Origin of the sequence: Xanthomonas sp. 3075, assembly GCF_014197275.1 — a bacterium.
GTDB lineage: Bacteria > Pseudomonadota > Gammaproteobacteria > Xanthomonadales > Xanthomonadaceae > Xanthomonas > Xanthomonas campestris_B.
In genome coordinates, this window is record NZ_JACIFI010000031.1 from 1 (window position 1) to 26,218 (window position 26,218).

Below are 26,218 nucleotides of genomic sequence, written 5' to 3' on the forward strand. Positions count from 1 at the left end.
GCCGGAAACGTTGGCCGGTTTGCACTTTGTCGCCTTTACGATCCTGATGCTTGGAAATGCAGCCACGCTCTTTCAAAGTTCATAACACGCTCTAAGAACGCTTTCCAAGCGCTACGGCATCAATCAAAAGACAGTGGCGAAGTGGAAGAAGCGGACCTCGGTCGCCGATTTGCCAACTGGGCCGACGCAGCCGTGTTCCACCGTGTTGTCCGTTGAGGATGAGGCGGCGATCATTGCTTTCCGCAAGCACACCTTGCTGCCGCTGGACGACTGTCTCTACGCACTGCAGCCTAGCATCCCGCATCTGACACGCTCCTCGTTGCACCGCTGTCTGCAGCGCCATGGCATCTCGCGCTTACCCGACATCAATAGCGACAAAGCCGCCAAGAAGCGGTTCAAAAGCTATCCGATCGGCTACTTCCATTATCGACATTGCAGAGGTGCACACGGCCGAAGGCAAGCTCTATTTGTTTGTGGCTATCGACAGGACGTCCAAGTTTGCGCTCACCGAGCTCCATGCCGCGGCTAACAAGATGGTTGCAGCGCAGTTCCTGCGCAATGTGATCCAGGCGGTACCCTACGCCCTGCATACAGTTCTGACGGATAACGGCATCCAGTTCACCAACCGCCGTTCCGACCGCTATGCCTTTGTGCATATCTTCACTCGCGTCTGCGAGGAGCACGGCATCGAACACCGCTTGACCCAGGTCAAGCATCCCTGGACTAACGGGCAGGTCGAGCGGATGAATCGGACGATCAAGGAAGCTACTGTCAAACGCTTCCATTACGACGATCACGCACAACTACAACAGCATTTGGCCAACTTCATCGACGCCTACAACTACGGTCGCAGGCTCAAAGCCCTAAAAGGTCTGACACCGTACGAATTCATCTGCAAACAGTGGACATCCGAACCCGATCTGTTCAAGGTGGATCCGATCAATCTAATGCCGGGACTGAACACCTAGCCCGTCCGGCAAGCGTGCGCGTTTGGCCGCATACATCGCTTCGTCTGCGGCGTGCATCAGGCTGGATGTCTCGGCCTGTGCACCGTGCTGCCAGGCAACGCCGATGCTGGGCTGGATCGGCAAGTGCTGATCGCCGAACACCGCCCCCTCGGCCGCAGCGATGCGGATGCGCTCTGCAACGGCCGCGCAGTCGGCCTGCGGATCTTGCAGATCGTCCAGCAGCACCACGAACTCGTCGCCAGCCAGTCGCGCGACCAGATACCGGCTGCCGGCCGCACGCTGCAGACACTGCCCGAACGCGACCAGCACGGCGTCGCCGGCACGATGTCCGTGCAGATCGTTGATCCGTTTGAAACCGTCCAGATCCAGAAACATCACCGCCACCGCGCGTTGCTGCTGTTGCGCATGGCTCACCGCGCCCTGCAATGCTTCCGACCATGCGTGGCGATTCGGCAGGCCGGTCAGGGCGTCGCGGGTGGCGCGCTCGTGCATCAGGCGATGCAACGCCTTGTGCGCGGTGACGTCCTGGGCCATCAGCAGGAAGCCCTGCACCAGCGTCGAGGCGCCTTGTGTTTCCGGCACCAGACTGATTTCCACATCGCGCGTGCCGCTGCCGCCCTGCAGCACATGTTCGAACCTTGCGTGTTCCCCGGCGACCACCTGCGCCAATGCAGCGCGCGCGGCAGTGCTGAGGTCGTCGCCCAGCACCTGGGTGATATGGCAGCCGACCAGGCTGGCCGGGTCCACGCCAATCCAGTCGCGATGCGCCTGATTGGCGAACAGGCAACGCTGCTCGGCATCGAACTGGCTGATCAGCGTCGGGGTGGCATCGCTGATCGCACGCAGACGCACCTCGCTCTCGGCCAGCCGCTCCGCCGCCACGTGGCGTTCGGTGACGTCCTGAATCTGCGAGACGAAATGCACCGGCGCCCCGCTGCTGTCGCGTACCAACGACACCGACAGGTGCGCCCAGATCACCGCGCCCTGCTGGCTGATGTAGCGCTTGGCCATGCTGTAGCTGTCGCGCTTGCCGTCGATCAGCTCCTGCACCAGTTGCAGGTCCATGTCCAGGTCGTCGGGATGGGTGATGGTCTGGAAGGTGGTGTGCAGCAATTGCTCGCGCGGGTAACCCAGGATGCTGCACAACGACGGGTTGACGTCGCGCCAGCTGCCATCCAGCGCGACGATCGCCATGCCTTGCGGCGCGGTTTCGAAGGCGCCGCTGAAGTGCTGCGCGGCCAGTTGCGCGGCCGCTTGCGCCTGCAGTTCGGCAGTGACGTCGATGGCCATTGCCAGATAACCGGCCAGGCCCTGCTGCGCGTCGTGGATGATGTTGAAACACAGACGCACGCGGCGCAGCTCGCCGTCCTTGCGCACCAGGGTCCAGAGTTCTTCGCACAGCACATCGCCGGCGGCAGCGACGACCAGGTCCAGATACGACGGCGGCGACAACGCCAGCGTAGCCATATGCCGCTCAAGCTCGGCCGGCAGATGGAACTGCGCAGGATGCGTGCCGACGACTTCATCGGCACTGTGGCCCAACAGACGTTCGGCGCCGGAATTGAACAGCTCGATGCGACCGTGCGGATCGAAGGTGACGATCGCCACGTCCTGCGAGGCGTCCACCAGCGCCTGCAGGCGTGCACGCTCGGCCGCAAGCGCGGCCGAGGCATCCCTGAGCTGGGTGATGTCGTGCATCACGCAGACCGCGCCCAGGACCGTGCCCTGGTCGCTGACCACCGGGTCGGCATTGCACAGCACGCTGCGCGCAGGCTGGCCGTTCGCACGGACCACCAGTTCGGCATTGCGCACATGCTCGCCGCGCCAGGCGCGTAGCAGCGGAATGGCATCGGTGGGCAGCGGGCTGCTGCCATCGGCGCTGTAGAGATCAAAATGCTGCGCCCATTCGGTCGGCGGCATCACGCGCGGATCGGTGCCATGCCATTGCCGGGCGGCACGATTGAATTCACGCAGCAGCCCTTGGCTGTCGCAGGACACCACCCCATCGGGCATGGCCTCCAGCAGGCGGCTCAGGGTCTGCCGTTGCGCTTGCGCCTCCTGCCGGTCGCGTCGGGCTTCGAGCTGGCTGGTGGCTTGCCGCGCCAGCCGGATCAGCGCCTGTTTCTGGCGTTCGTCCAGTACCCGTGCCTGCATGCTGAGCGTGCACAAGGTGCCATAGGCATAGCCCTCACGACCGATCAGCGGCACGCCCACATACGAGCGGACGCCCGGTGCGGCCGTGACCAACGGATTGCGCGCAAAGCGTTGATCGGCCTCGGCATCGGGCACTTCCATCAGCTCGGTGCCCATCACCGCGTAGGAACAGAACGACGCGCTGCGCGGCGTGCCGTCCAGATCGGTACCGCAGCGCGCCTTGAACCACTGGCGGTCGGCGTCCAGCAGCGACACCAGCGCCATCGGCGCGCCGGTGACATGCGCCGCCAGCCAGGCGATGTCGTCGAATTCGGCTTCCGGCTCGGTATCCAGCACTCCCAGCCGACGCACCGCGTCCACGCGCAGGGCGTCATTGGCAGGCATCGGCGCGGGCGGCGACAGGACGGTCATGGCGTGATCGGCGGTCAACGTGGTCAAGGGAGGTGGCCCAGGTAGCGGCGAAACGACCGGCAACTTGAGGATCCAAGGCCGAGCCTGCTTGTCGGCGATCAAGAGCGAGCAGTGGAAACGCCAGCGCTGTAGATCGCGCGATGCGTCGCTGCCCCTTGGCAGGCAGTGACGCATCGCGTGCGTGCGCCGCGCGTGCACGACGGACCGCCATTGCGCGAGAACGCGCGGTCCCGCCGCCATGCGGCAGACAAATCGCCATCGGCGCGCGAGTCGGCACGTCCGGCATGCCGCAGTCTCTGCCACCCCCGGCCTATGTCGCACGTGCATGGCGAATCGCCCTTGCCGGGAGCGCGCGCCACGGCAACCGTACGGCGGGCAGATCGCCATCGGCACGCGGGGAATCGGCATGCGCCCGGCGCACCGCATGCCCACCGCACCCTGGCCGCTGCCCGCAGCGCCGGCTGCCGTGGTGGCGCTATCGGGGCATTGGCCGCAGCGCCCCGCCGAACAGCATTTGCGGCGCCGCCAGGCAGCTACTACCCTCGGCCGATTGTCCTGCTCTGGAGTGTCACATGCTGCGTCCGTTGTCCTTGTTGATCGCCGGCGTACTCGGCGTCGCTGCCGGTACCGTTCCGCCCGCCGCACAGGCCGCCCCGGCCAGCCTCTCCAAGACTGCGGACAACAGCGCCATTCCCGACATCGCCTACACCCGCTTCACCCTGCCCAACGGCCTGACCGTGGTGGTGCACGAAGACCACAAGGCGCCGGTGGTGGCGGTGAGCATCTGGTACCACATCGGTTCCGGCGACGAGCCGGCCGGCAAGACCGGCTTCGCGCACCTGTTCGAGCATCTGATGTTCTCCGGCTCGGAAAACAACAAGGGCAGCTTCTTCGCGCCGCTGGAGCAGGTCGGCACCACCGACATGAACGGCACCACCTGGTTCGACCGCACCAACTACTTCGAAACGGTGCCGACCACCGCACTGGATACCGCGCTGTGGCTGGAATCGGACCGCATGGGTCACCTGCTCGGCGCGATCGGACAGCAAGAACTCGACACCCAGCGCGGCGTGGTGCAGAACGAAAAGCGCCAGGGCGAGAACCGCCCCTATGGCCGCGTCGACCAGAACATCCTGTCCAACCTGTTCCCGGCCAACCATCCTTACCAGCACGACACCATCGGCTCGATGGAAGATCTGGACGCGGCCTCGCTGGGCGATGTCAAACAGTGGTTCAACGACAATTACGGCGCGGCCAACACCACCCTGGTGCTGGCCGGCGACATCACCGTGGCGCAGGCGCGCGCCAAGGCCGAGCAGTACTTCGGCGATATCCCGTCCGGCAAGCCGGTGGCGCGTCAGCAGCCGTGGGTCACTCCGCTGGCCGCGCAGAAGCGCGGCGTGCAGCACGACCATGTCTCGCAGCCGCGCATCTACCGCACCTGGGCCGCGCCGCAGCTGGGCACCGACGACATGATCCAGCTGGATCTGGCCACCACCGTGCTGGGCGGCGGCAAGACCTCGCGGCTGTATCAGCGCCTGGTCTACCAGGACAAGCTGGTCGATGACGTGTCCGCCTCGGTGCAGCCGTTTGCGTTGTCCAGCCAGGTGCAGATCCAGGCCGACGTCAAGGACGGTGTGGACCCGGCCAAGGTCGAAGCGGTGATCGACGAAGAGCTCAAGAAATTCATCGCCCAAGGCCCGACGGCCGACGAATTGCAGCGCGCGCAGGTGGCCTATCGCGCCGGCTTCGTGCGTGGGCTGGAAAAGGTCGGCGGCTTCACCGGCAAGGCGGTGCTCCTGGCCGAGGGCCAGGTCTATCGCGGCGACCCGGGCGCCTATAAAAAAGATCTGCAGCGCGGCCAGTCCGCCACCGTGGACAGCGTCAAGCAGGCCTCCGCCACCTGGTTGGGCAAGGGCGACTATCTGCTCACCGTGCTGCCGGCCGGCAAGGATTTCGACCCGGCTGCCGAAGACAAGGCGGTGGTCGCCCGCGCCGCCGAACCGGGCAAGCCGGCGCCCAAGCTCCCCGCCGCCGGCAAGTACAAGGTCGTCGCTTCCAAGGTGGATCGCAGCACGGGCGTGCCCACGACCACCCAGTTCCCTGACCTGAGCTTCCCCAAACTGCAGCGCGGCACGTTGAAGAACGGCATCGAGGTGGTGCTGGCCGAGCGCCACACCATTCCGGTCACCCAGGTCGAGCTGCTGTTCGACGCCGGCTACGCCGCCGACCAGGGCAAGAAGCTCGGCACCGCCAGCTTCAGCGCCGCGCTGATGAACGAGAGCACCGCCTCGCTGGATTCGGTGGAAGTGGCCCAGCGCAAGCAACGCCTGGGCGCGATCACCGGCGTCGGCTGCGATCTGGATAGCTGCAGCGCCTCGCTCAATGCCCTCAACGACCAGCTGCAGCCGTCGCTGCAATTGTTCTCCGACATCGTGCGTAACCCGGCGTTCAAATCGTCGGACATCGAACGCATCCGTGGCCAGTGGCTGGCCGGCATCGCGCAGGAAAAGACCAAGCCCACCAGCCTGGGCATGCGTGCGCTGCCGCCGCTGCTGTACGGCGACAAGCATCCGTACGGCATCCCGCTCACCGGCAGCGGCACCGAGGCGGCGATCAAGAGCCTCAATGCCACGGACCTGCAGGCCTTCCACAACCAGTGGCTGCGCCCGGACAACCTGCGCATCCTGGTTGCCGGCGACACCACCCTGGCGCAGATCATCCCGCAACTGGATGCGGCCTTCGGCGACTGGAAGGCCCCGGCCAGCCCGCTGCCGAAGAAGAACCTGGTCGAGGTGGCCGCACAGCCCAAGCCGCGCGTGTACCTGATCAACCGGCCGGACGCGCCGCAGTCGGTGATCCTGGCCGGCCTGCTCGCACCGTCGACCAAGACCCAGGACAACCTGGCCATCGGCGTGGCCGACGATGCGTTCGGCGGCACCTTCACCTCGCGGTTGAACATGAACCTGCGCGAGAACAAGCGTTGGGCCTACGGCGCAGGCACCCGCCTGATGGACGCGCAGGGCCAACGGCCGTATCTGTTCTCCGCACCGGTGCAGACCGACAAGACCGCCGAGTCGGCCAACGAAATCCTCAAGGAAGCCCGCGCCATCGTCGGCGACAAACCGCTGACCGGCGAGGAGATCGCAAAGATCAAGAACCAGAGCATCCGCGCCCTGCCCGGCAGCTACGAAACCACCACCGCCGTGCTCGGTGCGATCGAAGGCATCGTGCAGTTCGACCGCCCGGACGACTACGTGCAGACGCTCAAGCCGCGCCTGGAAGCGATCGACCAGCCGGCCGCGCAGAAGGCCATCGCGCAGATCATCAAGCCCGACGCGATGACCTGGGTGATCGTGGGCGACCTGAAGAAGATCGAGGCCCCGGTGCGCGCGCTCAAGCTGGGCGAGGTGCAGGTGCTGGATGTGGATGGCAAGCCGGTCAAGCGCTGAACGGCAGCGGCCCGCACACCGACTGAACAGCCTTCGGGGTGGCCGGGTCGGTGTGCGGCGTTGCCGTATCTGCGCGTCAGCAACGGCGTTGGTGCATGCATTACGCACGCACCGGACGATGCGTTTACGCGCTGGCGACACGTCCACGGCCGGCGACGACCGGGACCGTCGCTAGGCCTCAGGTAGCGCGGCAACGGCTCGCAGCACGGTCGTCCGTCAAGGGTCAGGACCGCCCCTGACGCATTCCCGCCCGGTTGCACGCGACGGCCCGGATGCGGGTGTCGATCATCGGTCTCAGGCCGCGCCGATGCGCGCGGCCGCTATCCACGCCGCGTTACCGGCAGCACCGGTATCGTGGCTACTTCTTCGCGCTTGTTGCACTTACTTCGATGAAAGAGATGCCCATGGCTGACGAAACCTCTCGCCAACAGGTCCTGGACGGCTACCGCATCGTCGACAGCCTGCCCGAAGACACCTATCAGGACGTCGTGCAGGTGGCCGCCTCGCTGTGCGACACCCCGATCGCCTTGATGTCGCTGGTCGATCGCGACCGCCAATGGTTCAAGGCCCAACTCGGCCTGGGCCTGCAGCAGACCGACCGCAGCCAGGCGGTGTGCGATCACGCCATCCGCAGCCCCGAGCAGCTGATGGAAGTGCCCGACCTGGCCCAGGACGCGCGCTTTGCCGATATTTCGGTGGTCACCGGCGACACCGGCGCACGCTTCTATGCCGGCATGCCGCTGGTCACCCCCGATGGCGTGGCATTGGGCACGGTGTGCGTGCTGGATACCGAGCCGCGCACGCTCACCGACATTCAACGCACCGGCCTGCAGGCATTGGCGCGCGTCACCATGCGTCTATTGGACGAGCGCAAGCGCGAACTGCAACTCGAACGCGACGCCATCCTGCAACCGGTTGCGCCGGTTGCAAGTCAAGCCAGCACCGACACCGGCTATCACCTGGTGATCCTGGAAGTCCAGGAACTCGCCGCATTGGTCGAAAAGCAGAGCGAGCGTCTGCTGGGCCGCAGTTTGCAGCAACTGGACAAGGCGCTGGCCGCCTACGTGCAAGGCGGCGGCGACAGCGTGGACCGTGTCACCGACAGCGCAGAATTCATCGCGGTGCTGCGCGGCCCGGATGCCGAACAGAAGCTGCAAGGCCTGCGTGAGATCGCCGATCAACAACATGCACTCGGCCTCACCGTGCTGATCGGCGAAGCGCGCGCAAGTCGTGGGGATGAAGCGATCGGCCCAGTGTTTATGCGTGCGGAAGTGGCGTTGAGTGCGGAGAAGGACCGCTACCGACAAAGCCTCGCGCAGGGCGGTTGAGGCGGAGTGGTGGGGTGCAGGTTCGGGCTTTGCGCGCTGACGGTCGTTGCGACTGGTCGTCTGTAACGGTTCTGCGCCACAACAGCGCCCCCATCCGCCCTTCGGGCACCTTCCCCCGCGATGCGGGGGAAGGGATACAAACCACGCCGACGAAGCTCCCTTCTCCCGCACGCGGGAGAAGGTGGCGCGCAGCACCGGATGAGGGCCGACTACCTACCGGAACTCAAGTAAGCCGGAAGAACGCGCACACCCGAAGCCTGCATCTCACCCGGTCGCACACTGCTTCAACTGACGATCTGCATACCACAGCGCGCGGCGCGCCAGATCATAGGCGCTGTCGGCCTGGCGCGGCAGCATCTGTGCGGCCATCACCGGGTCGGCGCCGTTGTTCAAGGCGTGCTCGGCACGCTCAAGATCGCTCAGATGCGTGCGTACCGGCGACAACAGGGATTTGCGCTGCGACGCATCGCAACGCGCACTGCGCTGCTCCAGCGCCGCCATGGCCTCGCGGATACGGCGGCTGGCTTCGCCCTTCAGGTCGGGCGGCGTTTCATGCGCGATCGGCGCCGCCTTGTAGGCATCGCCGGTGGCAACGCTGCCCATCTCGGCCTGATTCTCCGCCAACGCCGGATTGAAGCGCACGTCCGGCGGCGGCCGCGCCTTGGCCACCTGGGTCTGCGGCCCGTTGATCGTGTCGTTGAACTTCTTCATGCCGCGATTCATTTCCTGCATCGCCACATCGCCCAGCGTGCCATCGCTCTTCCAGTCCTTGGCAAAACGCGTCTCCTGGTACTGCACCGGATTGACCCGCTCCATCACGTTGCGCGCCTTGGCCTGTGCGCGCTCATCGGCCATGCCCGGCGGCACCGCGCTGCCGGGTTGCGCCATCGCATCCACTTGCGCATCCACTTGCGCATCGCGCGGCATGCGCAGGCGTCCCTCGCGGGTATAGAGCTGAGCGGCCATCGATTCGTTGGCTGGCGCTGTGGCCGCCGCCACCTGCCGTTGCGGCGGCGGTGTGCGGGTAGGCGGCGGCGCACTGCGCGCGGCAGCGGACGCGGCGGATGCAGCGCTTGGTATGCGCTCGCGCTGCGGCGGTGGCTGCACCGGCGCCGGTGGCGTCGATTGCGCACGCGGCACGAAATACACCTGCAACCCGTCATCGTGTTGCAGGGTTTCGCGCGGCGGCGGCATATACAGCAACAGACAGGCAAGAAAGAACAGGATCGCGCCCGTGCACGCAATTGCGGCGACATGCGGGACAAGCGCTTCCTTCCTGCGGGTAGTCACAATGCGGGAGACCAATAAGATGGAAAAGGCGGGCACAGCACCGCAAACCCCGGTACGTGACGCGCAAATCTAGCGGGCACGCCGTTTGCGCGCGTTTGAAATTCGTTGTCTGTCAAAAAAACGCCAGACGCCATTCACATTGCGTGCCAGTGCAGCAACCAAAACACTCCGAACACACCGGAAAACGTGCCTTGCCGGTACGCTGTCCGGCATATCGCGCTGCTCTGCGTGTGTGTCCTTGAATTAGAGCAGCTAACAAAACCTGGCGAGCGAGCGCCTGTCGGTGAGTGCAGTGGTTCTGTCGGTCGTATCTTGGTGGATGCAGTCAGAAGTCCAGATCAAACACTGAGTGGGTCGAATGCGCGGTGCCCTCACCGCTGGCGGGACACGCCGTGAACCCGTCCCTGGGGACCGTGTGGCGGCATCCATGCCGCCACACGGTCCCGCAAGCGGCGAGGACACCGCACCAGAGACTCCACTGGTTGCTTTATTTAAACCCATGCATGCCGACCATCTCGACTGGTCCTTGCCCGTCCAGCGTCGCGGGACCTTACGCGGCATGGATGCCGCGTAAGAGCTTCCAAGGACGTACTTGCAGCGTGTCCCGCGACGCTGGACGGGCAAGGACCCTGCAGCCAGACCGCAGATAGCCGGCCTGCAGTAGGCTGACGCGAAGTCGTTTTGTTAGCCGCTCTTAATCGCTGGCGTTTGCCGGTCACCCGCAGGCCTTCAAGCCGATACAACTGCTGACAGACATGCCGTGACGCACCAGCACCTGCTGCCGACGCAGCCGACGCAGCCGACGCAGCCGCGCAATGTCCTGCTTGCCGTTACCGAACACACGCAGGATCTCGTGGCCGACACTGCCTGGATCCGTTCGCACCGATCGCAAGGGAAGCAGCTTCTGGCGCGCTGCGTGCCGTCCCGGTCCCGCAGGGCAAGCGCCGGGTGATCTTCGACGCGGCCACCAGGACAGCAGTGCCCAGCGCGTTGCAGCTGCAGCGCTTGCTTGGGATCAATCGCCCGCGCTGAACGGCGCGCATCTTGCAGCAACCTCGACGAGCCGTGACAGGCCGCCGTTGCTCAAGCCGCATGGATCGGGGCCGATGATAGGCCTGCTGGCAGCAGCGCTGCCGGATTCGTTGAATCTTGTTGTCTACCGGCAAGGCCTGACGGTTCACCGACACCGCCATCCGGTCCCGTCCGCTACTTCGGTCGTTTACCATGTCTTACGTCACTGCCCGCTCTGGAGATGCCATGAGTTCTGCCGCGCCCCCGTGCTGCACGTCGCTGCTTGGCCTGTCGCTGAGCATGTTCGTCGCGCCCTGCACGCTGACTGCTGCGCCGCTGGACACACCGGTCGTCAACGCACCGGCGGCTACCCCGCCCACGCCCGACCTGGCCTACCCGGAACTGTTCCAGGCGGTGCAGAGCGGCGAGCTGTTCGACGACCAGAAGCACTTTGTCGACTTTCTGCCGCTGCGCGACCCGTCGCTGATCAACGCCGACTATCTGGCGCAGCACGATCACCCCGGTTTCGACCTGCGCAAGTTCGTGAACGCCAATTTCGAAGAGTCGCCGCCGGTGCAGACCGACGCGATCCGCCAGGACACCGCGCTGCGCGAACACATCGACCTGCTGTGGCCCAAGCTGGTGCGCAGCCAGACCCACGTGCCGCCGTACAGCAGCCTGCTGGCGCTGCCGCATCCGTACGTGGTGCCGGGCGGGCGTTTCCGCGAGGTGTATTACTGGGATTCCTACTTCACCATGCTCGGCCTGGTGAAGAGCGGCGAGACCACGCTCAGCCGCCAGATGCTGGACAACTTCGCCTACCTGATCGACACCTACGGGCATATCCCCAACGGCAACCGCAGCTATTACCTGAGCCGTTCGCAGCCGCCGTTCTTCTCCTACATGGTGGAACTGCAGGCCGGCGTGGAAGGCGAAGCGGTCTACCAGCGCTACCTGCCGCAGCTGCAGAAGGAATACGCCTACTGGATGCAGGGTGGTGACGACCTGCAGCCCGGCCAGGCCGCGCGCCATGTGGTGCGCCTGGCCGACGGCAGCCTGCTCAACCGCTATTGGGACGAGCGCGACACCCCGCGCCCGGAAGCCTGGCTACACGACACCCGCACCGCCGCCGAGGCCGGTGACCGCCCCGCCGCCGAGGTCTACCGCGACCTGCGCGCCGGTGCCGAAAGCGGTTGGGACTACAGCAGCCGCTGGCTCGGCGATGGGCAGAACCTGCGCACCATCCGCACCACCGCCATCATCCCGATCGATCTGAACAGCCTGCTCTATCACCTGGAACGCACCCTGGCCCAGGCCTGCGCGCAGCCGGGCGCGCAGTGCACGCAGGACTACGCCGCGCTCGCGCAGCAGCGCAAGCAGGCCATCGAGGCGCATCTGTGGAATGCGGCCGGGTATTACGCCGACTACGACTGGCAGACCCGCAAGCTCAGCGACCAGGTCACTGCCGCAGCGCTGTATCCGCTGTTCACCGGCCTGGCCACCGACGCGCATGCCAAGCGCACCGCCAGCACCGTGCGCGCGCGCCTGCTGCGTCCGGGTGGCCTGGCCACCACTGCAGTGAAGACCGGTCAGCAGTGGGACGAGCCCAATGGCTGGGCGCCGTTGCAATGGGTCGCGGTGGACGGACTGCGCCGCTACGGCGAAGACGCGCTGGCGCGCACCATCGGCGAACGCTTCCTCACCCAGGTGCAGGCGCTGTTCGCGCGCGAGCACAAGCTGGTCGAAAAATACGGCCTGGAGGCCGACGCGGCCGGCGGCGGCGGTGGCGAATACGCCTTGCAAGACGGCTTCGGCTGGACCAACGGCGTCACCTTGATGCTGTTGAATCTGTATCCGGACACCGCGACCAAACCGGCGCCTGTCAAACGCGTGCGCAAGCCCGAAGCGGCGACCCGCTGAGTGTGCGCCAGCGATGCCGGGCATTGCCCGGCATCGCTGGCGACAGCGCAGGGTGCATCGCCAGCAGATGGCTGCCGCAACAATTCCGCACGCGTTTCTACCATCGCAATGATGAGACAACGCCTCTTGAAGCGGCGATCGGGCGTGCGTCCATAGCGCCCCCAGACGCCGGACGAGCAACCAGACATAGACGCGCAGGAACGCCCGACACCTTGCAGCAGCGCTGGTTGGCGTCACGCATCCGGCGCCGGCCGCAGCGGCGCCACGCACCTTCGACGGTTCGGCACGGCATCTGCGCAACGGAGTGGGCAATTCTGCGCACAGGCCATTGCATCACCGCGGCAATGCAGCTACATCCACCTCGCCGTATCTGGCCGACGATCACCGTCGTCATCGACGCAGGTCATTCAACCACCACGTGCAGATCCCGATTGGCCGTCGCCGTGTTGCCGCTGTAATCGCGCGCGGTGATGCGCAGCATGTACTCGCCGGACGGCAGCGCGCCAGCCTGCCACTGCCCATTGCCGATACGGCCGTTGCGTACCGTGTTGGTGACCAGATAGAGGAAGCGCGTCACCGCGCTGCCATGCACGGTGATGCCGCTGTCGGGCGCATAGGCGGTGAGCACCGCCGCCGGATCGGCAGGCATGCGGTCGAATACGATCGTCATGCGTGGTTGCGCCTCGCCAGCCAGCGGCACGCCTTGCGCATCCAGCACTTGATAGCCCAGCGCGTAAAGTCCCAGCCGACGACGCGGCAGATTGCGATCCACCTGGTCCCAGGCCTCCACCACGATCTGCACCGCCGCCGCACGCGGCACGCGCACCACGCCTTTGGTGATCGGCAGGGGCTGACCTGCCGCATCGAGCAGACTCACCCGGTCGATGCGTGGCGCCACGTGGTCGGCATAACCGACAAAGCCCAACTGCACCGCATTGCGTTCGAAGCCGTTGGCACCTGCGGTCAGATGCACATGCGCCATGCCGTTGAGCGTGCCCAATGCATCGCCGGCGCGGAAACGCGTGCCGCGCAGCACGCGCATGCGTTCGGGTTTGCCGTCCACATCCGTCACCCAATGGAAGCGCTGCGGATCCAGCGGCTTCCCTTGCGCGGTACGGCCCACGCGCAAATGGATGTAGCCGATCGTGTCCAGCGCCAAGCCTTCGCCCAATTGCCCCAATCCCCAGCTCGCAGATGGGCTGGCAACCTTGGCATCGGCGATGGCGAACACGGTCTGACCCACATCGCCACGGATGTCCAGGCCCGCATGCAGATGATCGCGACTGAGCCCTTGATAGTTGCCACGCACCTCGCCGAGCGTGCCCACCACTTCATGCCACCCGGTCTGCGGCTGCAACGGCCAGCGGCCCTGGGTGACGGGCAACGGTTGCGCATCGGCCGGCCCGACCACGGGCGTGGCGTTGGCGTTTGCCGCAGTGGCCGGCACCAGCCGGTGCACGCGGGCGCTGCCGGCATCGCTGACGTACACCGCGCCGCGCGCATCCACCGCGATCCCCGCCGGGCGCGACATACGTTGCATCTCGTCGGCGCCGCTCATCGTCACCACATGCCCAGCGCGCGTCACCTGCAGCACGCGCCCGCTTGCATCGCCCACGTACAGCACGCCGTCGTGGGTGATCGCAAGCGCCATCGGGCGATACAGCAGCGGGCTGAGGTTGGCAGGATCGCCACCGATCAAGGTGCTGACGCTGCCATCGGGGGCGATGCGGCGAATGGCATCGTTGCGCATGTCGGCCACCCACACCACACCATGCGCATCCACTTTGAGATCGGTTGGCGTGTCGAAGCGCGCCTGCTCGCCGACGCCATCGGCCATGCCCGGCAACGCACCGCCGGCCAGGGTGCGCACCTGTCCATCGGGCGCGATCATGCGGATACGATCATTGTAGGTGTCGGCAACATACACGCAGCCCTGCGCATCCACTGCCACGCCGATCGGCCCATTGAAGCGTGCCTGCGCAGCGGCGCCATCGCGGAACCCTGCACTGCCGTCGCCGGCGATGGTGGTCACCACGCCTTGCGGTGTGCGCTTGCGGATCGCATGGTTGCCGGTGTCGGCAATATACAGATTGCCGGCCGTGTCGAAGGCCATCCCCGATGGCGTATTGAACGCCGCCGCTGCGTCTACGCCATCGGCAAACCCTTCCTGCGCGCCGGCCACGGTCTGCACGCTGCCGTTGTCGAGCCGCCTGCGAATGCGGTTGTTGTCGCCGCCATCGGCGATGTATAGCGCGCCATGCGGATCGATCGCCAGCCCGTAGGGATCGGCAAACTGTGCCTCTGCAGCACGACCATCCAGTGCGCCACGCACCCCACTGCCGGCAAGCCATTGCAACTGCGCCTTCCAGCCCAGTGGCGTTGCGGTGGGACCTTGTGCGTGCGGCAGCGCATCGGGCGCTGGCGCAACCCACCAGCTGACCAGCAACGCAGTTGCAGTTGTCAGCAGGACTGCGCAGATCCACAGCGTGTGTCGCGTCGTCATGCCAGTTGCACGTCTCGGGCGGACCCCTACTGTAAGGGCGTTTGCGTGTTGCGGGCAGCGGCGGCGTGTGCCGCCTCGAGGCACACAGGCACTGCAACATCGCCTAACAGCAGCGTAGACCGCCAACATGCAGGGCGCCGCGTATCATGCGCATTCTTTCAACTTCCAGGACGGACCCATGGCCGTACGCACACTCAACGAGTTTCTCGCCCATTCCAAGGAAAAGGACGTCAGCCCCGATCCGTTCGAACTGGAAAACCCGCATCTGCTGGAAGTGCGCCTCAACGGCATGGTGTGGTCGAAAGCCGGCGCCATGGTCGCGCGCACCGGCAACGTCAAGTTCACCCGCGAGGGACTGCTCGAGCAAGGCCTGGGCAACCTGCTGAAAAAAGCCGTCAGCGGCGAAGGCATGCAGCTGATGAAGGCCGAAGGCCAGGGCCGGGTGTATCTGGCCGACCTCGGCAAGCTGGTGACGCTGCTGCGCTTGAACGGCGAAGCGATCTTCGTCAACGGCAACGACGTGCTGGCGTTCGAGTCCGGTGTCGAACACAAGATCACGATGATGCGCAAGGTGGCCGGCATGCTGTCCGGCGGCCTGTTCAACGTGCGCCTGAGCGGCCACGGCATCGTGGCGATCACCTCCCACTACGAGCCGCTGACCCTGCCGGTCACCGCCGCCAGCGGCCCGGTGTTCACCGACCCCAACGCCACCGTGGCCTGGTCGGGCACGCTGAGCCCGGAGCTGGTCACCGACGTGTCGATCGGCACGCTGTTCGGTCGCGGCTCGGGCGAAAGCCTGCAGATGCGTTTTGCCGGCGAAGGCTGGGTGGTGGTGCAGCCGTATGAAGAGGCGAGTTTTCAGGCCAAGGGGTGATGGCTGGGAATTGGGAATTGGGAATTGGGAATTGGGAATTGGGAATTGCGGATTGGGGATTGGGGATTAGCGGTTAGCGGTTAGCGGTCAGCGGTCAGCGGTTAGCGGTAGGCAGCTGATCACACCGATACCTGATACCCGTCGATGCGCTGCGCGACCGCGCGATACGCCTCAAACCAAACGCTCAGCATCCCTTCCCCCGCATCGCGGGGGAAGGTGCCCGAAGGGCGGATGGGGGCAGCCTTCGACACCACGGAACACACCACACTCATCCAGCGCCACACGCGCAAAGCGTGTGACCACATCAACGCATTGAAGCGAACGACGCCGTCGAAGACGCGGTCGAAGACGTACGAAACACCATGTGCGTTGAAACAAGGCGCGCAGTCCATTCACCGCGCCGTCTCGACGCCTCACAGGCCGCTTCCCGACGCGTGGCCGCTTGCAGAACGGAGCAGGTATCGCGCACACCCCACCCACCTCATCTCGCCGGCATAGAGCGCGTCATACCCAACCGCGCTTGCGAAACCACGCCAGCGGCACCACCACGCTCAGCACGATGACGCCCAGCGCCCAGTAGTACGCGCCGTGCCACTTGAGCTCTGGCATATGCGCGAAATTCATGCCCCAGATGCCGACCAGCACGGTGGGCGGGATGCCGACCACCGACGCCACCGCCATCACCTTCATCACGTTGTTCTGGTCCATGTTGATCATGCCCAGCACGCTGTCGAGCAGGAACTCGATGCGATCGTCCATGTGCTGCTGGAATTCGCTCAAGGTGCTCAGGTCCTTGTGCAGCAAACCGATGCGTTTGGCCGCATCGGCACCGAACCACTCCGGCGTGGCGCCATCCAGATAGGTGACCAGCCGCAGCATGCCCTGGCCCGCGTTGTGCAGCCCGCCCAGGCGCCGGCCCATGCCACCGACCTGGTGCAGCATGCGCTCCAGATCCTTGGTGTTGTGGGGCTCGTCGAACACGTGCCGCGTGGTCTCGGTGACTTCGGCTTCGAGCGCTTCCAGCCGGTCTGCCAGGCGTCCCACCAACTGGTCGAACATGCGCAGCAGCAAGTCGTCCGAACTGTGACAAGGCTCGTGCTCCAGGCGCGCGGCCACTGCATCCAGCGAGCCGATGCGCTGCCCGCGCTGGGTCACCAGCATGGTCGGCGACACCGCAAACCCGAGCGGTGCGGTCGGGACATCGTCGTCCTGAAAGCGCGGCACATTGAGAAACAGCACCTCGCCTTGAAACCGCACCCGGCTGGAGAATTCGATCTCGCCGATGGCGGCCCGATCCGGTAACGCAAAACCGACACGCTCGGCGGCCTCGGCAAGCTCCTGCGTGCTCGGTTGGCATAGGTCGACCCAGCAACCGTGGGTGTGCTGGGTTCCCGCAATCGGGTGGATGGTGATCATGCGGCAGGCCGTGGCGATGGATGGCGGCGAGCATCCCGTTCCATCCGACCCGCGTCAACGGCACGCATAAACGTACTTAACTGCCAGTGGCTTTTATGGCGGCGCTGTGCAAGCAGACATGCGGAAGCCCCGCGATGCGGGGCTTCCGTGCGGTACCACGGCGGTGCTGCCAGTCAGCGGGCGGGCGTCTGCCGCCGCTTGACCGCATACCCGATCGCCAGGATCAGGAACCACACCGGGCTGGCCAGCAGTGCCTGCCGCGTGTCGGCCTGCAAGGTCAGCAACACGATGACGAAGGCGAAGAACGCCAGGCACACGTAGCACATCAACACACCGCCGGGCATCTTGAACGCCGAGGCGGCGTGCTGCTCCGGGCGCTTGCGCCGATACGCGATGTAGGCGCACAGGATCAGCGACCACACGAACATGAAAAGCACCGCCGACAAGGTCGTGACCAGCGTGAACGCGGTGACCAGATTCGGAATCAGATACACCAGCATTGCGCCCAACAACAGACATACGCAGGAGAACAGCAGCCCGCGCGCCGGCACCGCCGCACGCGACAACTTGGCGAACCCCTTGGGCGCGTGTTGTTCTTCGGCCAGGCCGTAGAGCATGCGGCTGGTGGAAAAGATGCCGCTGTTGGCAGACGAGGTGGCCGAGGTCAGCACCACGAAGTTGATCAGGCTTGCCGCTGCCGGCACGCCGGCCAGCACGAACAGCTCCACGAACGGACTCTTGTCGGCCACCACCTGCCGCCACGGCGTCACCGCCATGATCGCCACCAGCGCCAGCACGTAGAAGATCAAAATGCGCACGGGGATCGAGTTGATTGCCTTGGGCAGATTGCGGCGCGGGTCTGCGGTTTCTGCCGCGGTGGTGCCGACCAGCTCGATGCCGACGAACGCGAACACCGCGATCTGGAAGCCGGCGAAAAATCCGCCGATGCCCATCGGCAACATGCCGCCGTCGTTCCACAGATTGCTCAGCGAGGCCACGTTGCCCGACGGCGAGTGGAAGCCCCACGCCACCAAGCCGGCGCCGGTGACGATCAAGGCGCAGATGGCGATGATCTTGATCAGCGCAAACCAGAACTCCATCTCGCCGAACAACTTGACCGTCACCAGGTTCAGGCTCAGCAGCAGCAGCACGCACAAAATCGCCGGAATCCACGGCGCCAATCCCGGAAACCAGAACTGCGCATAGGCGGCGATCGCGATGACATCGGCAATGGCGGTGATGATCCAGCAGAACCAGTACGTCCACCCGCAGAAGAACCCGGCCCAAGGCCCGAGCAGATCGGTGGAGAAGTCGATGAACGACTTGTACTCCAGGTTGGACAGCAACAACTCGCCCATCGCGCGCATCACGAAGAACAACATCGCGCCGATGATGAGATAGACGAACAGGATCGACGGCCCGGCCAGACTGATGGTCTTGCCCGAGCCCATGAACAGCCCGGTGCCGATGGCGCCACCGATGGCGATCAGCTGCAGGTGGCGATTGGACAGGCTGCGTTGCAGATGATCGGGCGCGGACGGGTCAGACATGGGCACGGCACCGGCAAGTGAACAAGCCGTCAAAAATACGAGATCGCGCTGGCTGACACCAGGGGTTTGCGTTGGCGCATCGGGTAGGTCGACGAATGTGCGCCTGCGCCAGAAGGGCGAGCGCCCACGCTGGCGGGTCTGCATCGGCGGACGCCGCAGCGGTATGAATATCGGCAGCGACTGAGCGACGGCGCGCAATTAGCCCATCGCTGGCCGCCGGTCGTGGTCGCCAGGTGTAGATCCAAGACCCTGGCGCGATGCAGCAACCACCTCCCACGGCCCGGACCGTCGCTATCATGGCCGCTCACCTTCGAGGGAACGCCATGCGCTGTCGCATCCTGCTTGCCGCCTTGCTGACGTGCGGCATCGCGCCCGCCGCCGAGCCAGGCTCGCGGCTGGATGCCGTGCTGCACTCGGGCGTGTTGCGTGTGTGCACCACCGGCGACTATCGCCCTTACTCGCTGCTGCGTGACGATGGTCAGTTCGAGGGCAGCGATATCGCACTGGCGCAGTCGCTGGCCGCCAGCCTCGGCGCGCGGGTGAGCTTCGTACGCACCAGCTGACCGCAGCTGATGCCCGACCTGCTTGCCGACCGCTGCGAGATTGCCGTCGGCGGCATTTCGGTCACGCTGCAACGGCAACGCCAGGCCAGCTTCAGCGCGGTGCTGGATGTAGACGGCAAGATTCCGCTGGTGCGCTGCGCCGACCAGGCCCGCTACCGCACGCTGGCGCAGCTCAACCGGCCCGAGGTACGCCTGATCGAGCCCCCCGGCGGCACCAATGAAGCGTTCGCACGACGCGAGCTACCGCGCGCCAACCTGCGCCTGTTCGCCGACAACACCATCATCTTCCAGGAGTTGTTGGACAACCGCGCCGACGTGATGATCACCGACGCCTCCGAGGCGCTGTACCAGCAAGACCGGCTGCCCGGACTCTGCGCCATCGCCCCCGAGCAGCCACTGCAATACGCCGAAAAAGCCTTCCTGCTGCCACGCGACGACCCCGCATGGAAAGCGTATGTGGACCAGTGGCTGCACCTGAGCAAGGCCAGCCGCGACTATGCGCGCATCGTTGAACGCTGGCGCTCGATGCATACGTCAGATGTCGGCGGGCCGTAGGACGGGATTGGGGATTGGGGATTGGGGATTGGGGATTGGGGATTGGCAAAAGCATCCGCGTGCATCGACGGCAGCGCAGCAGCGCAGTTGCCGACCCCCAATCCCACCCCGCGCCGCGATTCAAACTATCTTGGTCCGCCGCCACCACCGCGACACCTGCTCTTCGCGGACCAGGGTGAACAAGCCCGCGCCCAGGATCAATGCGATCCCCACCGCCATCGGCCAGTCCAGGTGGTCGTGAAACAACAGATAGCCGAAGGCGATCGCCCACAACATCTGGCTGTATTGCGTGGGCGCCACCACGCTGACCGGGGCCATGCGCGTGGCAAACATCAGGAAGATCGCCGCCAGGCCCGCCAGCAGGCCATAGCCGGCCAGCAGGCCCCATTGAGACAGCGAGGGCCACACGAAACTCGGCAGCATCAAGATGCCGCCCATCACCAACGGGCCGAGCACGCCGGCGCCGTAGAGCGTCAGGCGTTTTTCGCTATGCCCGGCCATGCGCAAGGTGATGACCGAGATCGCGCCGACCAGGCCGCAGACGATCGCGGCCACATGCCCATGGGTAAGATGGCGAAAGCCCGGCCGCAACACGATCAGCACACCGATGAAGCCGACGATCACCGCGGTCCAGCGCCGCCAGCGCACTTCTTCCTTGAGAAACACCACCGACAGCACGGTGACGAAAATCGGCATCAGGAAGATCAGCGCGAATGCCTCGGCCATCGGCAAGGTGGTGAAGGCAATCACCGACGTCAGGTTGCCGATGGCGCTGGCGAGCGCACGCAACAGCCACAGACTGGGCTGCTTGGCCACCACCAACTCACGCAGCCGGTCCTCGGGCTTCTTCAAGAATGGCACCGCCGCCAGCATCAATAGCGCGCCGAGAAACAGCACTTCGTACGCCGGCAAGCTGCCTTCGAGCAGCTTCACGAACGCATCGCTGATCGAATAGGCCGCATAGCAAGCAAAGCCCAACAGCACACCTTTTAGCATTCCGCGCCTCTTGCGATCGTCGATGCCCGGCGCGGACGCCTGGGATGGCAGCATTATGCGGCGGGACAGCGGTCTGTTGCGGGAAGATTTGACCGTCTGGCTCACCACGTCTCCTTCGCGCGTGCGCCGTTGCGAGTCCAGCAAGCGCCGATCGCACCTATCAGACTCCCTGCCTCCCGGCGAACGCCCTTCATCCCCCGAGCGCGTCGCCGCTATCCAGAGCGACAAGGTCCGGCTGCAGCAGCTGGCCAGCCGGTCGCGGTCCGCGACAACCATGCTTTCGTCGTCGCCCCCCGCCCGGCTTCCGCGCACGTGCGGACTCGGGGCAGGCGCCGACGCGACGGGACAGGGCGCGCCAGGCCGATCAGCGGAATCAGCAACCGCCGCAGCGGCAAACGCTGCAGCAGGAGCCGGCAATGGCGCAGCACCTGCGGTATGCCGCCCTGACCCTGCGGCCGGACCCTGGCCGTGCATACTGGCGCGCTGCCGCGTTGCCCGGTGCAGGCCGCAGGCCGGGTCAGGACCCGGTAGGTACGCGGATCCATCGCGCAGACAGCGCCGCGACTCCACCTCCCGGCCGCGTCGGTTACGATGCGCCGCGCCTGCCTTTCCATTCCCATTCTTGATCCGACCCGCCGCTGTTGGCGGGCGGCGACGACATTGCGACCACGTGACCCATTATTCCGGCCCCCTGCTTACTCTTCCCGATGCGCACGCACTGCTGGCAGCACGCGGCAATGGCCTGACCCAGTGGACCGGTTCGCTGGATCTGGGGCGCAGCACCGGCACCGCGCAGCTCGATGCGCAGACCTGGCAGTGGCGCGGCCGGGGCTATCCGTATCCAGGCAAGCTCAAGGACCGCACGCTGTATTTCTGGGACGGCGACGATTTCGCGCCGATCTCGCGCTTCAGCGGCGCACTGATCAAGCTGGTACCCACCGAATGGGGCGCTCCCACCTTCGAGATCGACGGCATCAAGATGCTGCCATCGGCGCAGCTGTCGCCGTTCGACGATGCGCGTCGCAAGGTCGCGTTGGTGAGCCCGCGCGGCAAGACCGTACTGGACACCTGCGGCGGCCTGGGGTATTTCGCCGCCTGCTGCCTGGAGGACGGCGTGGCGCAACTGCACTCGTTCGAAAAGAACGCCGACGTGCTGTGGTTGCGCACGCTCAATCCCTGGTCGCCGGACCCGGATGACGCCGCTAGCGCAGGCCGCCTGCAATTGACCCATGCCGATGTCTCGCAACAGATCGCCACGATGGCCGACGCTACGTTCGACGCCATCCTGCATGATCCACCGCGCTTCGGCATTGCCGGCGAACTGTATTCGCAGCTGTTCTACCACCAGCTGGCGCGCGTGCTGCGCCGTGGTGGGCGGCTGTTTCATTACACCGGCGCACCGAACAGGCTCACCAGCGGACGCGATGTCCCCAATGAAGTGAGCAAGCGGCTCGGCAAGGCCGGTTTCAGCACGCAACTGGTGCTGGACGGCGTACTGGCGACGCTGCCTGTGCGGCGCTGATTGCGCCACTTCGGTAGCGCCCACTACGCGTTGGCATCCAGTCGGCGCGTGCCCAGGAAGCGCGGGGCTGATGTGGCGATGCCGCCCCGCTTACCGACCACAGGTATCCTGTCGTGAACGTGGCAGATTGCCGTTCGCGCTTGGTGGTCGGACACATCTGCGATACTGCAGCGCTCAGGACAAGGAGGTTGCATGCGCATCCATCTCACCGTTTCATTGCTTGCCTCGCTGTTGATGCTGACCGGCACACCGGCGCGTGCGCAGACGCCTGCATCGCAACCGATCTCCGAGGTCACCACCCGCTATCCGGTGACCACCGCGACACTGGCCGGTCGCACGATTCGGCTGGGCGAACATGCGGGCACATGCACGCTCTTGCGCGATGACGAGGTGCTCAGCTTGGGCATCGGTGCGCCTTGCTACTTCAGCACCAACCGCGAGCACGCTGCCCAGGTACATCACTTCAATGGCAGCGACATCGTGCTCGTGCAGCATGCACACCCAACCGCAAGCACAGACCGGGATGTCAAACTGTATGGGGCGATCTGCGCCTTCGCGTCGCAGTCGGTGCGCGAAGTCGATGGCGTTCTGGAGCCCGGTAGCGTCGCCAACTCCTGGCAGTGCGATCCGACCATGGGGGCCGACCAGAAACAGTTCGTCTACGGCTACGACACCTGGCCCGCCAATGCGCACACATCCACGCGCAAGCGCAAAGACCCCTGATGGCTGTGCGATACGCAAGACATCGATACACCGCAACAGGCATGACGGCTGCATGCACTCAAACGGTCGATCGCTGACGCGCGGCCGACACAATGACTGCGCGGGCTACCAGAGCGCAGCCGATGCCTGGAATCGGCCTGTTCCACGCGATTCCTGCGCACCGTCCGCCGCACTGACGGTTGCTCGCCATAGCGCGTGAGCACTCTGAAGCCGAGCGCCTGCATCGCAGCCCCCATCGCCGCCGCAGGATCGATGGCAACGTGGGGCGTGGACTGACCAAGCCCATCAGCGACGACGCCGACGTTCCGTCCACCAGACATGGGTGACCCAGGCCATGATCGCCAATGGAACGCTGGTCAGCAAAACGTCCCAGCCGATGGAGATCCAGAACCGCTGCGGGTCGCTGTCCGCATAAAAGATCCGGGTCGGCCGGCCACGCACGACGCTGATGTAGCGGCCTTTGACGATCGCCTCCAGCGACAGCCATAGCCGCGCGCAACAGGCCACGAACAGCGCGAAGACGACCACGCGAACAATCCATCCTTCCACCCGCGATGCTGCGGAAGGTGGTGCCGATGGGCGGCGCTTGTTTTTCACGCTGGCATCCTTCGGGCGTGGCGGCGCAGTTTACGCGCAACGCGGCGGATCGGCGTCGTGCAAACGCAGGCGCGCCTCACCCCGTGACGTTGGGCGCAGCGACATCGCGGCATGCACACGTCTGCTGATCGCTGCCGCCATGCGGCGCAGGCAGCGCACGCGATCCAGGCAATGGAAGGCAAAGGCAATCCTGCCGACGCGCGAACGCGTCGCCGCCTTGCGCAACGGGTATCCCACTCCCGCGTTGGTGGCGCACCGCGCCACGCTCGCCGATCAACCGACCACCCATTGATCGCGCCCGGCGGTCTTGGCGGCGTATAACGCCAGGTCCGCTTGCCCCAGCAGCACGTCCAGACCGGTCGCGGCGGTAGTGCTCACCGCACCCATGCAGAAACGCACCGGTTGGTTGGCGGGCAGGCCGGCGATGTCGATGGCCGCCACCGCATTGCGCAGGCGGGTGAACACGGCGGGAATCTCTTCAGCGCTGCAACCGGGCAACACCAACAGGAACTCTTCGCCGCCCAGCCGGCCGAGACGGTCCTGCGTGCGCAGCGCCAACCGGGACGCACTGGCAAACGCCTTGAGCACGGCATCGCCGGTGGCGTGACCGTAGACGTCGTTGATCAACTTGAAACGATCCAGATCGATCAACGCCAGCATGCACGGCAGCTGCGTGCGCGAGGCCTGCTCGATCTGCTGCTGCGCCTCGGAGCGAATGGCGCGGCGATTGGGCAGGCCGGTGAGTTCGTCGCGCATCGCCAGCCGGGAGAGTTGCCGACGATGACGCGCACCGAACGCCAGCACCACCAGCGCGCCCATCAGCAACAGGCAGGCTGCACACAGCGCGATCCACAACGCACGCTGGCCGGCTTCGTGCGCCTGCAAGGCCAGTTGCGCAGTTTCGCTGCGACGGCGCAGCTCGGCGGTTTCGGCGCCACGGCGTGCGTCTTCATAGCGCGCCTGCAGACGCAGCATCACCGTGTCGCGCTGACGATCCAGGCTTTGCGCGCGCAAGGCATTGGCATGCTGGAGTTGCTGGTACGCCTCTGCATACCGGCCTTGCGCCGCCAGCGCACGCGCGACCGCATCGATCAGCTGTGCGCGCCGGCTCCATGACAGGTGTGGATCGTCGGCCACCTTGGCGGCTGCGATTTCGGTATCGAGCGTGGTGGCCTTCAACGCCGTCAATGCCTGTAGCAACACCGCATGGCAGGCGGCCACGCGGCCGATATTGCCTTGCTGCTGCATCAGCGGCAGCGCTTCGCGCGCCATCGCCACTGCCGCAGCGGCATCGCCGGTTGCGATCAAGGCCTCGCTGGCGCTGGTCAAGGCCGCCGCCACGCCGGCCTGGTCGCCGAGTGCGCGGCTCAGTGCCAGCGCGCGCCTGAAATGCAGCAACGCCGCCTCCGGTTGCGGCATCGCAAGCGAGGTGCCGTACTCGTATTCGATCAGGCTGCGTTGGAAGCGTGCCGGCTGGCCTTGCAGACGGCCCAACGCACGCTGCAGGTAATCCTCGGCGTCGCTGTCTTCTGCCACGCGGCCGCTGACGCGGCTGGCCAGCGCGCCGAGCTGGGTCAAGGCATCCAGCTCCAGGTTCAGCATCTGCTCGCGCGCGGCGCATTGGTAGCTGGCCTGCGCGGTGCTCCAGGCCTCGTCGCTGCTGCCGGAGGCCAGCATGCTCCACATGTCCACCGCCTCGACTTCGCACAGCAGATCCTTGCGGCCCAGGGCGCGGGCCTGGCGACGCAAGGCGTCCAGCCGCGCCACCATGGCGCCATTGGGGTTCTCGCGCACGTCGCTGAGTGCCTGCACGATGCCCAGCCACAACTGCGCCTGCGCCGCGCTGCCGTGCAGCTGGTCCAATAGTCCGCGCGCCTGCGTGAGTGCTGCCAGCCGGCGGTCGGTGTCTTCCAGCGAGATCAGTACGCGCGCCTGCGCCAGCAACGCCCAGAACTCCGCATCGACGTTGTGGTCGCGGCGGGCCTGCTGCAGCGATGCCTGCGCAACCTGCAGTGCGGCGATGGGGTCGTCGAGCGCCGCCGACTCGATGGTCTTCCATGGGTGCGGCTGCGCCCAGGCCGCCGCACTGATCAACAGCGCCGCAAGCGCGGCCAGTACGCGCGGCCAGCGTGACGCAAACAGACTCATCGGCCGCTCACGGCGGGGCCAGACCACGACATGCGCACACGATGACCGCCGCGGCGTGTGCGACGCGGCCCGGCCTTGCTGTTTGCTGCGGCACCTCAAACACTCCCGTGGTCGGACAGCGGTTGAATCCAGCGGACCCCACGTCCGATCGATCGCGTTCTCGCATGTCATGCACTTGCAATGATGACCGGCGGACGCGGCAAGTGATGTGATCGTCGCGCAGGTGGTGTGCGGCTA

General features: G+C 65.7%; 16 protein-coding genes and 2 pseudogenes. 8 read left to right on the forward strand and 10 right to left on the reverse strand.

Annotated features, from left to right (window positions below):
* Window positions 1–46 precede the first annotated feature (46 nt).
* Window positions 47–968, forward strand: a pseudogene (locus tag GGR62_RS19605) (IS481 family transposase).
* Here GGR62_RS19605 and GGR62_RS19610 read toward each other — a convergent pair.
* A complete protein-coding gene (locus GGR62_RS19610) occupies window positions 945–3,632 on the reverse strand; it encodes a PAS domain S-box protein (RefSeq protein WP_326520283.1) in 2,688 nt (895 codons plus the stop codon). The pseudogene GGR62_RS19605 and the gene GGR62_RS19610 sit on opposite strands and share 24 nt — an antisense overlap.
* Before the next feature lie 473 nt (window positions 3,633–4,105).
* Between GGR62_RS19610 and GGR62_RS19615 the strand changes: the two genes are divergently transcribed.
* Together GGR62_RS19615 and GGR62_RS19620 are read left to right on the forward strand one after the other, a co-directional pair.
* Complete coding sequence (locus GGR62_RS19615) at window positions 4,106–6,985, forward strand: pitrilysin family protein (RefSeq protein ID WP_184409508.1); 2,880 nt, start codon at window positions 4,106–4,108, stop codon at window positions 6,983–6,985.
* A gap of 389 nt (window positions 6,986–7,374) precedes the next feature.
* Window positions 7,375–8,313, forward strand: coding sequence for a GAF domain-containing protein (locus GGR62_RS19620; RefSeq protein ID WP_184409509.1), 939 nt, complete (start codon window positions 7,375–7,377; stop codon window positions 8,311–8,313).
* A gap of 264 nt (window positions 8,314–8,577) precedes the next feature.
* Here the strand turns inward: GGR62_RS19620 and GGR62_RS19625 are convergent, their stop codons facing one another.
* Entirely contained in the window at window positions 8,578–9,603 is a 1,026-nt protein-coding gene (locus tag GGR62_RS19625; RefSeq protein WP_184409510.1) for a hypothetical protein, read from the reverse strand.
* A gap of 715 nt (window positions 9,604–10,318) precedes the next feature.
* A complete protein-coding gene (locus GGR62_RS19630) occupies window positions 10,319–10,486 on the reverse strand; it encodes a hypothetical protein (RefSeq protein ID WP_184409511.1) in 168 nt (55 codons plus the stop codon).
* Window positions 10,487–10,860: 374 nt separating this feature from the next.
* Between GGR62_RS19630 and treA the strand changes: the two genes are divergently transcribed.
* Window positions 10,861–12,534 (forward strand): alpha,alpha-trehalase TreA, encoded by a 1,674-nt coding sequence (gene treA / locus GGR62_RS19635; RefSeq protein WP_184409512.1) that lies wholly within the window; start codon window positions 10,861–10,863, stop codon window positions 12,532–12,534.
* A gap of 403 nt (window positions 12,535–12,937) precedes the next feature.
* Here treA and GGR62_RS19640 read toward each other — a convergent pair whose 3' ends face one another.
* Window positions 12,938–15,037 carry an NHL repeat-containing protein gene (locus GGR62_RS19640; protein ID WP_184409513.1) on the reverse strand — a complete coding sequence of 700 codons (2,100 nt, stop codon included), beginning with the start codon at window positions 15,035–15,037 and terminating at the stop codon, window positions 12,938–12,940.
* Window positions 15,038–15,215: 178 nt separating this feature from the next.
* Between GGR62_RS19640 and GGR62_RS19645 the strand changes: the two genes are divergently transcribed.
* Window positions 15,216–15,911 (forward strand): AIM24 family protein, encoded by a 696-nt coding sequence (locus tag GGR62_RS19645; RefSeq protein ID WP_104583728.1) that lies wholly within the window; start codon window positions 15,216–15,218, stop codon window positions 15,909–15,911.
* A gap of 119 nt (window positions 15,912–16,030) precedes the next feature.
* On the opposite strand, the gene GGR62_RS19650 is transcribed toward GGR62_RS19645, so the two are convergent.
* The 3 genes from GGR62_RS19650 to cycA form a co-directional block, all read right to left on the reverse strand.
* Window positions 16,031–16,303, reverse strand: a complete 273-nt coding sequence (locus GGR62_RS19650; protein ID WP_184409514.1) for a hypothetical protein — start codon at window positions 16,301–16,303, stop codon at window positions 16,031–16,033.
* Window positions 16,304–16,415: 112 nt separating this feature from the next.
* Window positions 16,416–17,327, reverse strand: coding sequence for a CorA family divalent cation transporter (locus tag GGR62_RS19655; RefSeq protein ID WP_184409515.1), 912 nt, complete (start codon window positions 17,325–17,327; stop codon window positions 16,416–16,418).
* Between the two features lie 173 nt (window positions 17,328–17,500).
* Window positions 17,501–18,877 (reverse strand): D-serine/D-alanine/glycine transporter, encoded by a 1,377-nt coding sequence (gene cycA, locus GGR62_RS19660; protein ID WP_184409516.1) that lies wholly within the window; start codon window positions 18,875–18,877, stop codon window positions 17,501–17,503.
* Window positions 18,878–19,200: 323 nt separating this feature from the next.
* Between cycA and GGR62_RS19665 the strand changes: the two are divergent.
* Window positions 19,201–19,995: pseudogene (locus GGR62_RS19665) on the forward strand (transporter substrate-binding domain-containing protein).
* A 120-nt stretch (window positions 19,996–20,115) separates the two neighbouring features.
* Here the strand turns inward: GGR62_RS19665 and GGR62_RS19670 are convergent.
* On the reverse strand, window positions 20,116–20,991 hold the full coding sequence (locus GGR62_RS19670) for a DMT family transporter (protein WP_184409517.1): 876 nt from the start codon (window positions 20,989–20,991) through the stop codon (window positions 20,116–20,118).
* Between the two features lie 670 nt (window positions 20,992–21,661).
* On the opposite strand from GGR62_RS19670, the gene GGR62_RS19675 reads away from it, so the two are divergent.
* A complete protein-coding gene (locus tag GGR62_RS19675; RefSeq protein WP_184409518.1) occupies window positions 21,662–22,513 on the forward strand; it encodes an SAM-dependent methyltransferase in 852 nt (283 codons plus the stop codon).
* Window positions 22,514–22,705: 192 nt separating this feature from the next.
* Window positions 22,706–23,236 (forward strand): hypothetical protein, encoded by a 531-nt coding sequence (locus GGR62_RS19680; RefSeq protein ID WP_184409519.1) that lies wholly within the window; start codon window positions 22,706–22,708, stop codon window positions 23,234–23,236.
* Between the two features lie 285 nt (window positions 23,237–23,521).
* On the opposite strand, the gene GGR62_RS19685 is transcribed toward GGR62_RS19680, so the two are convergent.
* The gene (locus GGR62_RS19685) at window positions 23,522–23,764 is read right to left on the reverse strand and encodes a hypothetical protein (RefSeq protein WP_326520282.1); all 243 of its coding nucleotides are present in this window, start codon (window positions 23,762–23,764) and stop codon (window positions 23,522–23,524) included.
* A 342-nt stretch (window positions 23,765–24,106) separates the two neighbouring features.
* Complete coding sequence (locus GGR62_RS19690) at window positions 24,107–25,981, reverse strand: GGDEF domain-containing protein (RefSeq protein WP_184409520.1); 1,875 nt, start codon at window positions 25,979–25,981, stop codon at window positions 24,107–24,109.
* Between the last annotated feature and the right edge of the window lie 237 nt (window positions 25,982–26,218).

Coding starts and splice junctions, on each gene's coding strand:
- GGR62_RS19620 (WP_184409509.1), top strand. CDS start 7,375: ATGAAAGAGATGCCCATGGCTGACGAAACCTCTCGCCAACAGGTCCTG.
- treA (WP_184409512.1), top strand. CDS start 10,861: ATGAGTTCTGCCGCGCCCCCGTGCTGCACGTCGCTGCTTGGCCTGTCG.
- GGR62_RS19645 (WP_104583728.1), top strand. CDS start 15,216: ATGGCCGTACGCACACTCAACGAGTTTCTCGCCCATTCCAAGGAAAAG.
- GGR62_RS19690 (WP_184409520.1), bottom strand. CDS start 25,981: ATGAGTCTGTTTGCGTCACGCTGGCCGCGCGTACTGGCCGCGCTTGCG.
- GGR62_RS19650 (WP_184409514.1), bottom strand. CDS start 16,303: ATGGACTGCGCGCCTTGTTTCAACGCACATGGTGTTTCGTACGTCTTC.
- GGR62_RS19655 (WP_184409515.1), bottom strand. CDS start 17,327: ATGATCACCATCCACCCGATTGCGGGAACCCAGCACACCCACGGTTGC.
- GGR62_RS19680 (WP_184409519.1), top strand. CDS start 22,706: ATGCGCATCCATCTCACCGTTTCATTGCTTGCCTCGCTGTTGATGCTG.
- GGR62_RS19640 (WP_184409513.1), bottom strand. CDS start 15,037: ATGACGACGCGACACACGCTGTGGATCTGCGCAGTCCTGCTGACAACT.
- cycA (WP_184409516.1), bottom strand. CDS start 18,877: ATGTCTGACCCGTCCGCGCCCGATCATCTGCAACGCAGCCTGTCCAAT.
- GGR62_RS19670 (WP_184409517.1), bottom strand. CDS start 20,991: ATGCTAAAAGGTGTGCTGTTGGGCTTTGCTTGCTATGCGGCCTATTCG.
- GGR62_RS19615 (WP_184409508.1), top strand. CDS start 4,106: ATGCTGCGTCCGTTGTCCTTGTTGATCGCCGGCGTACTCGGCGTCGCT.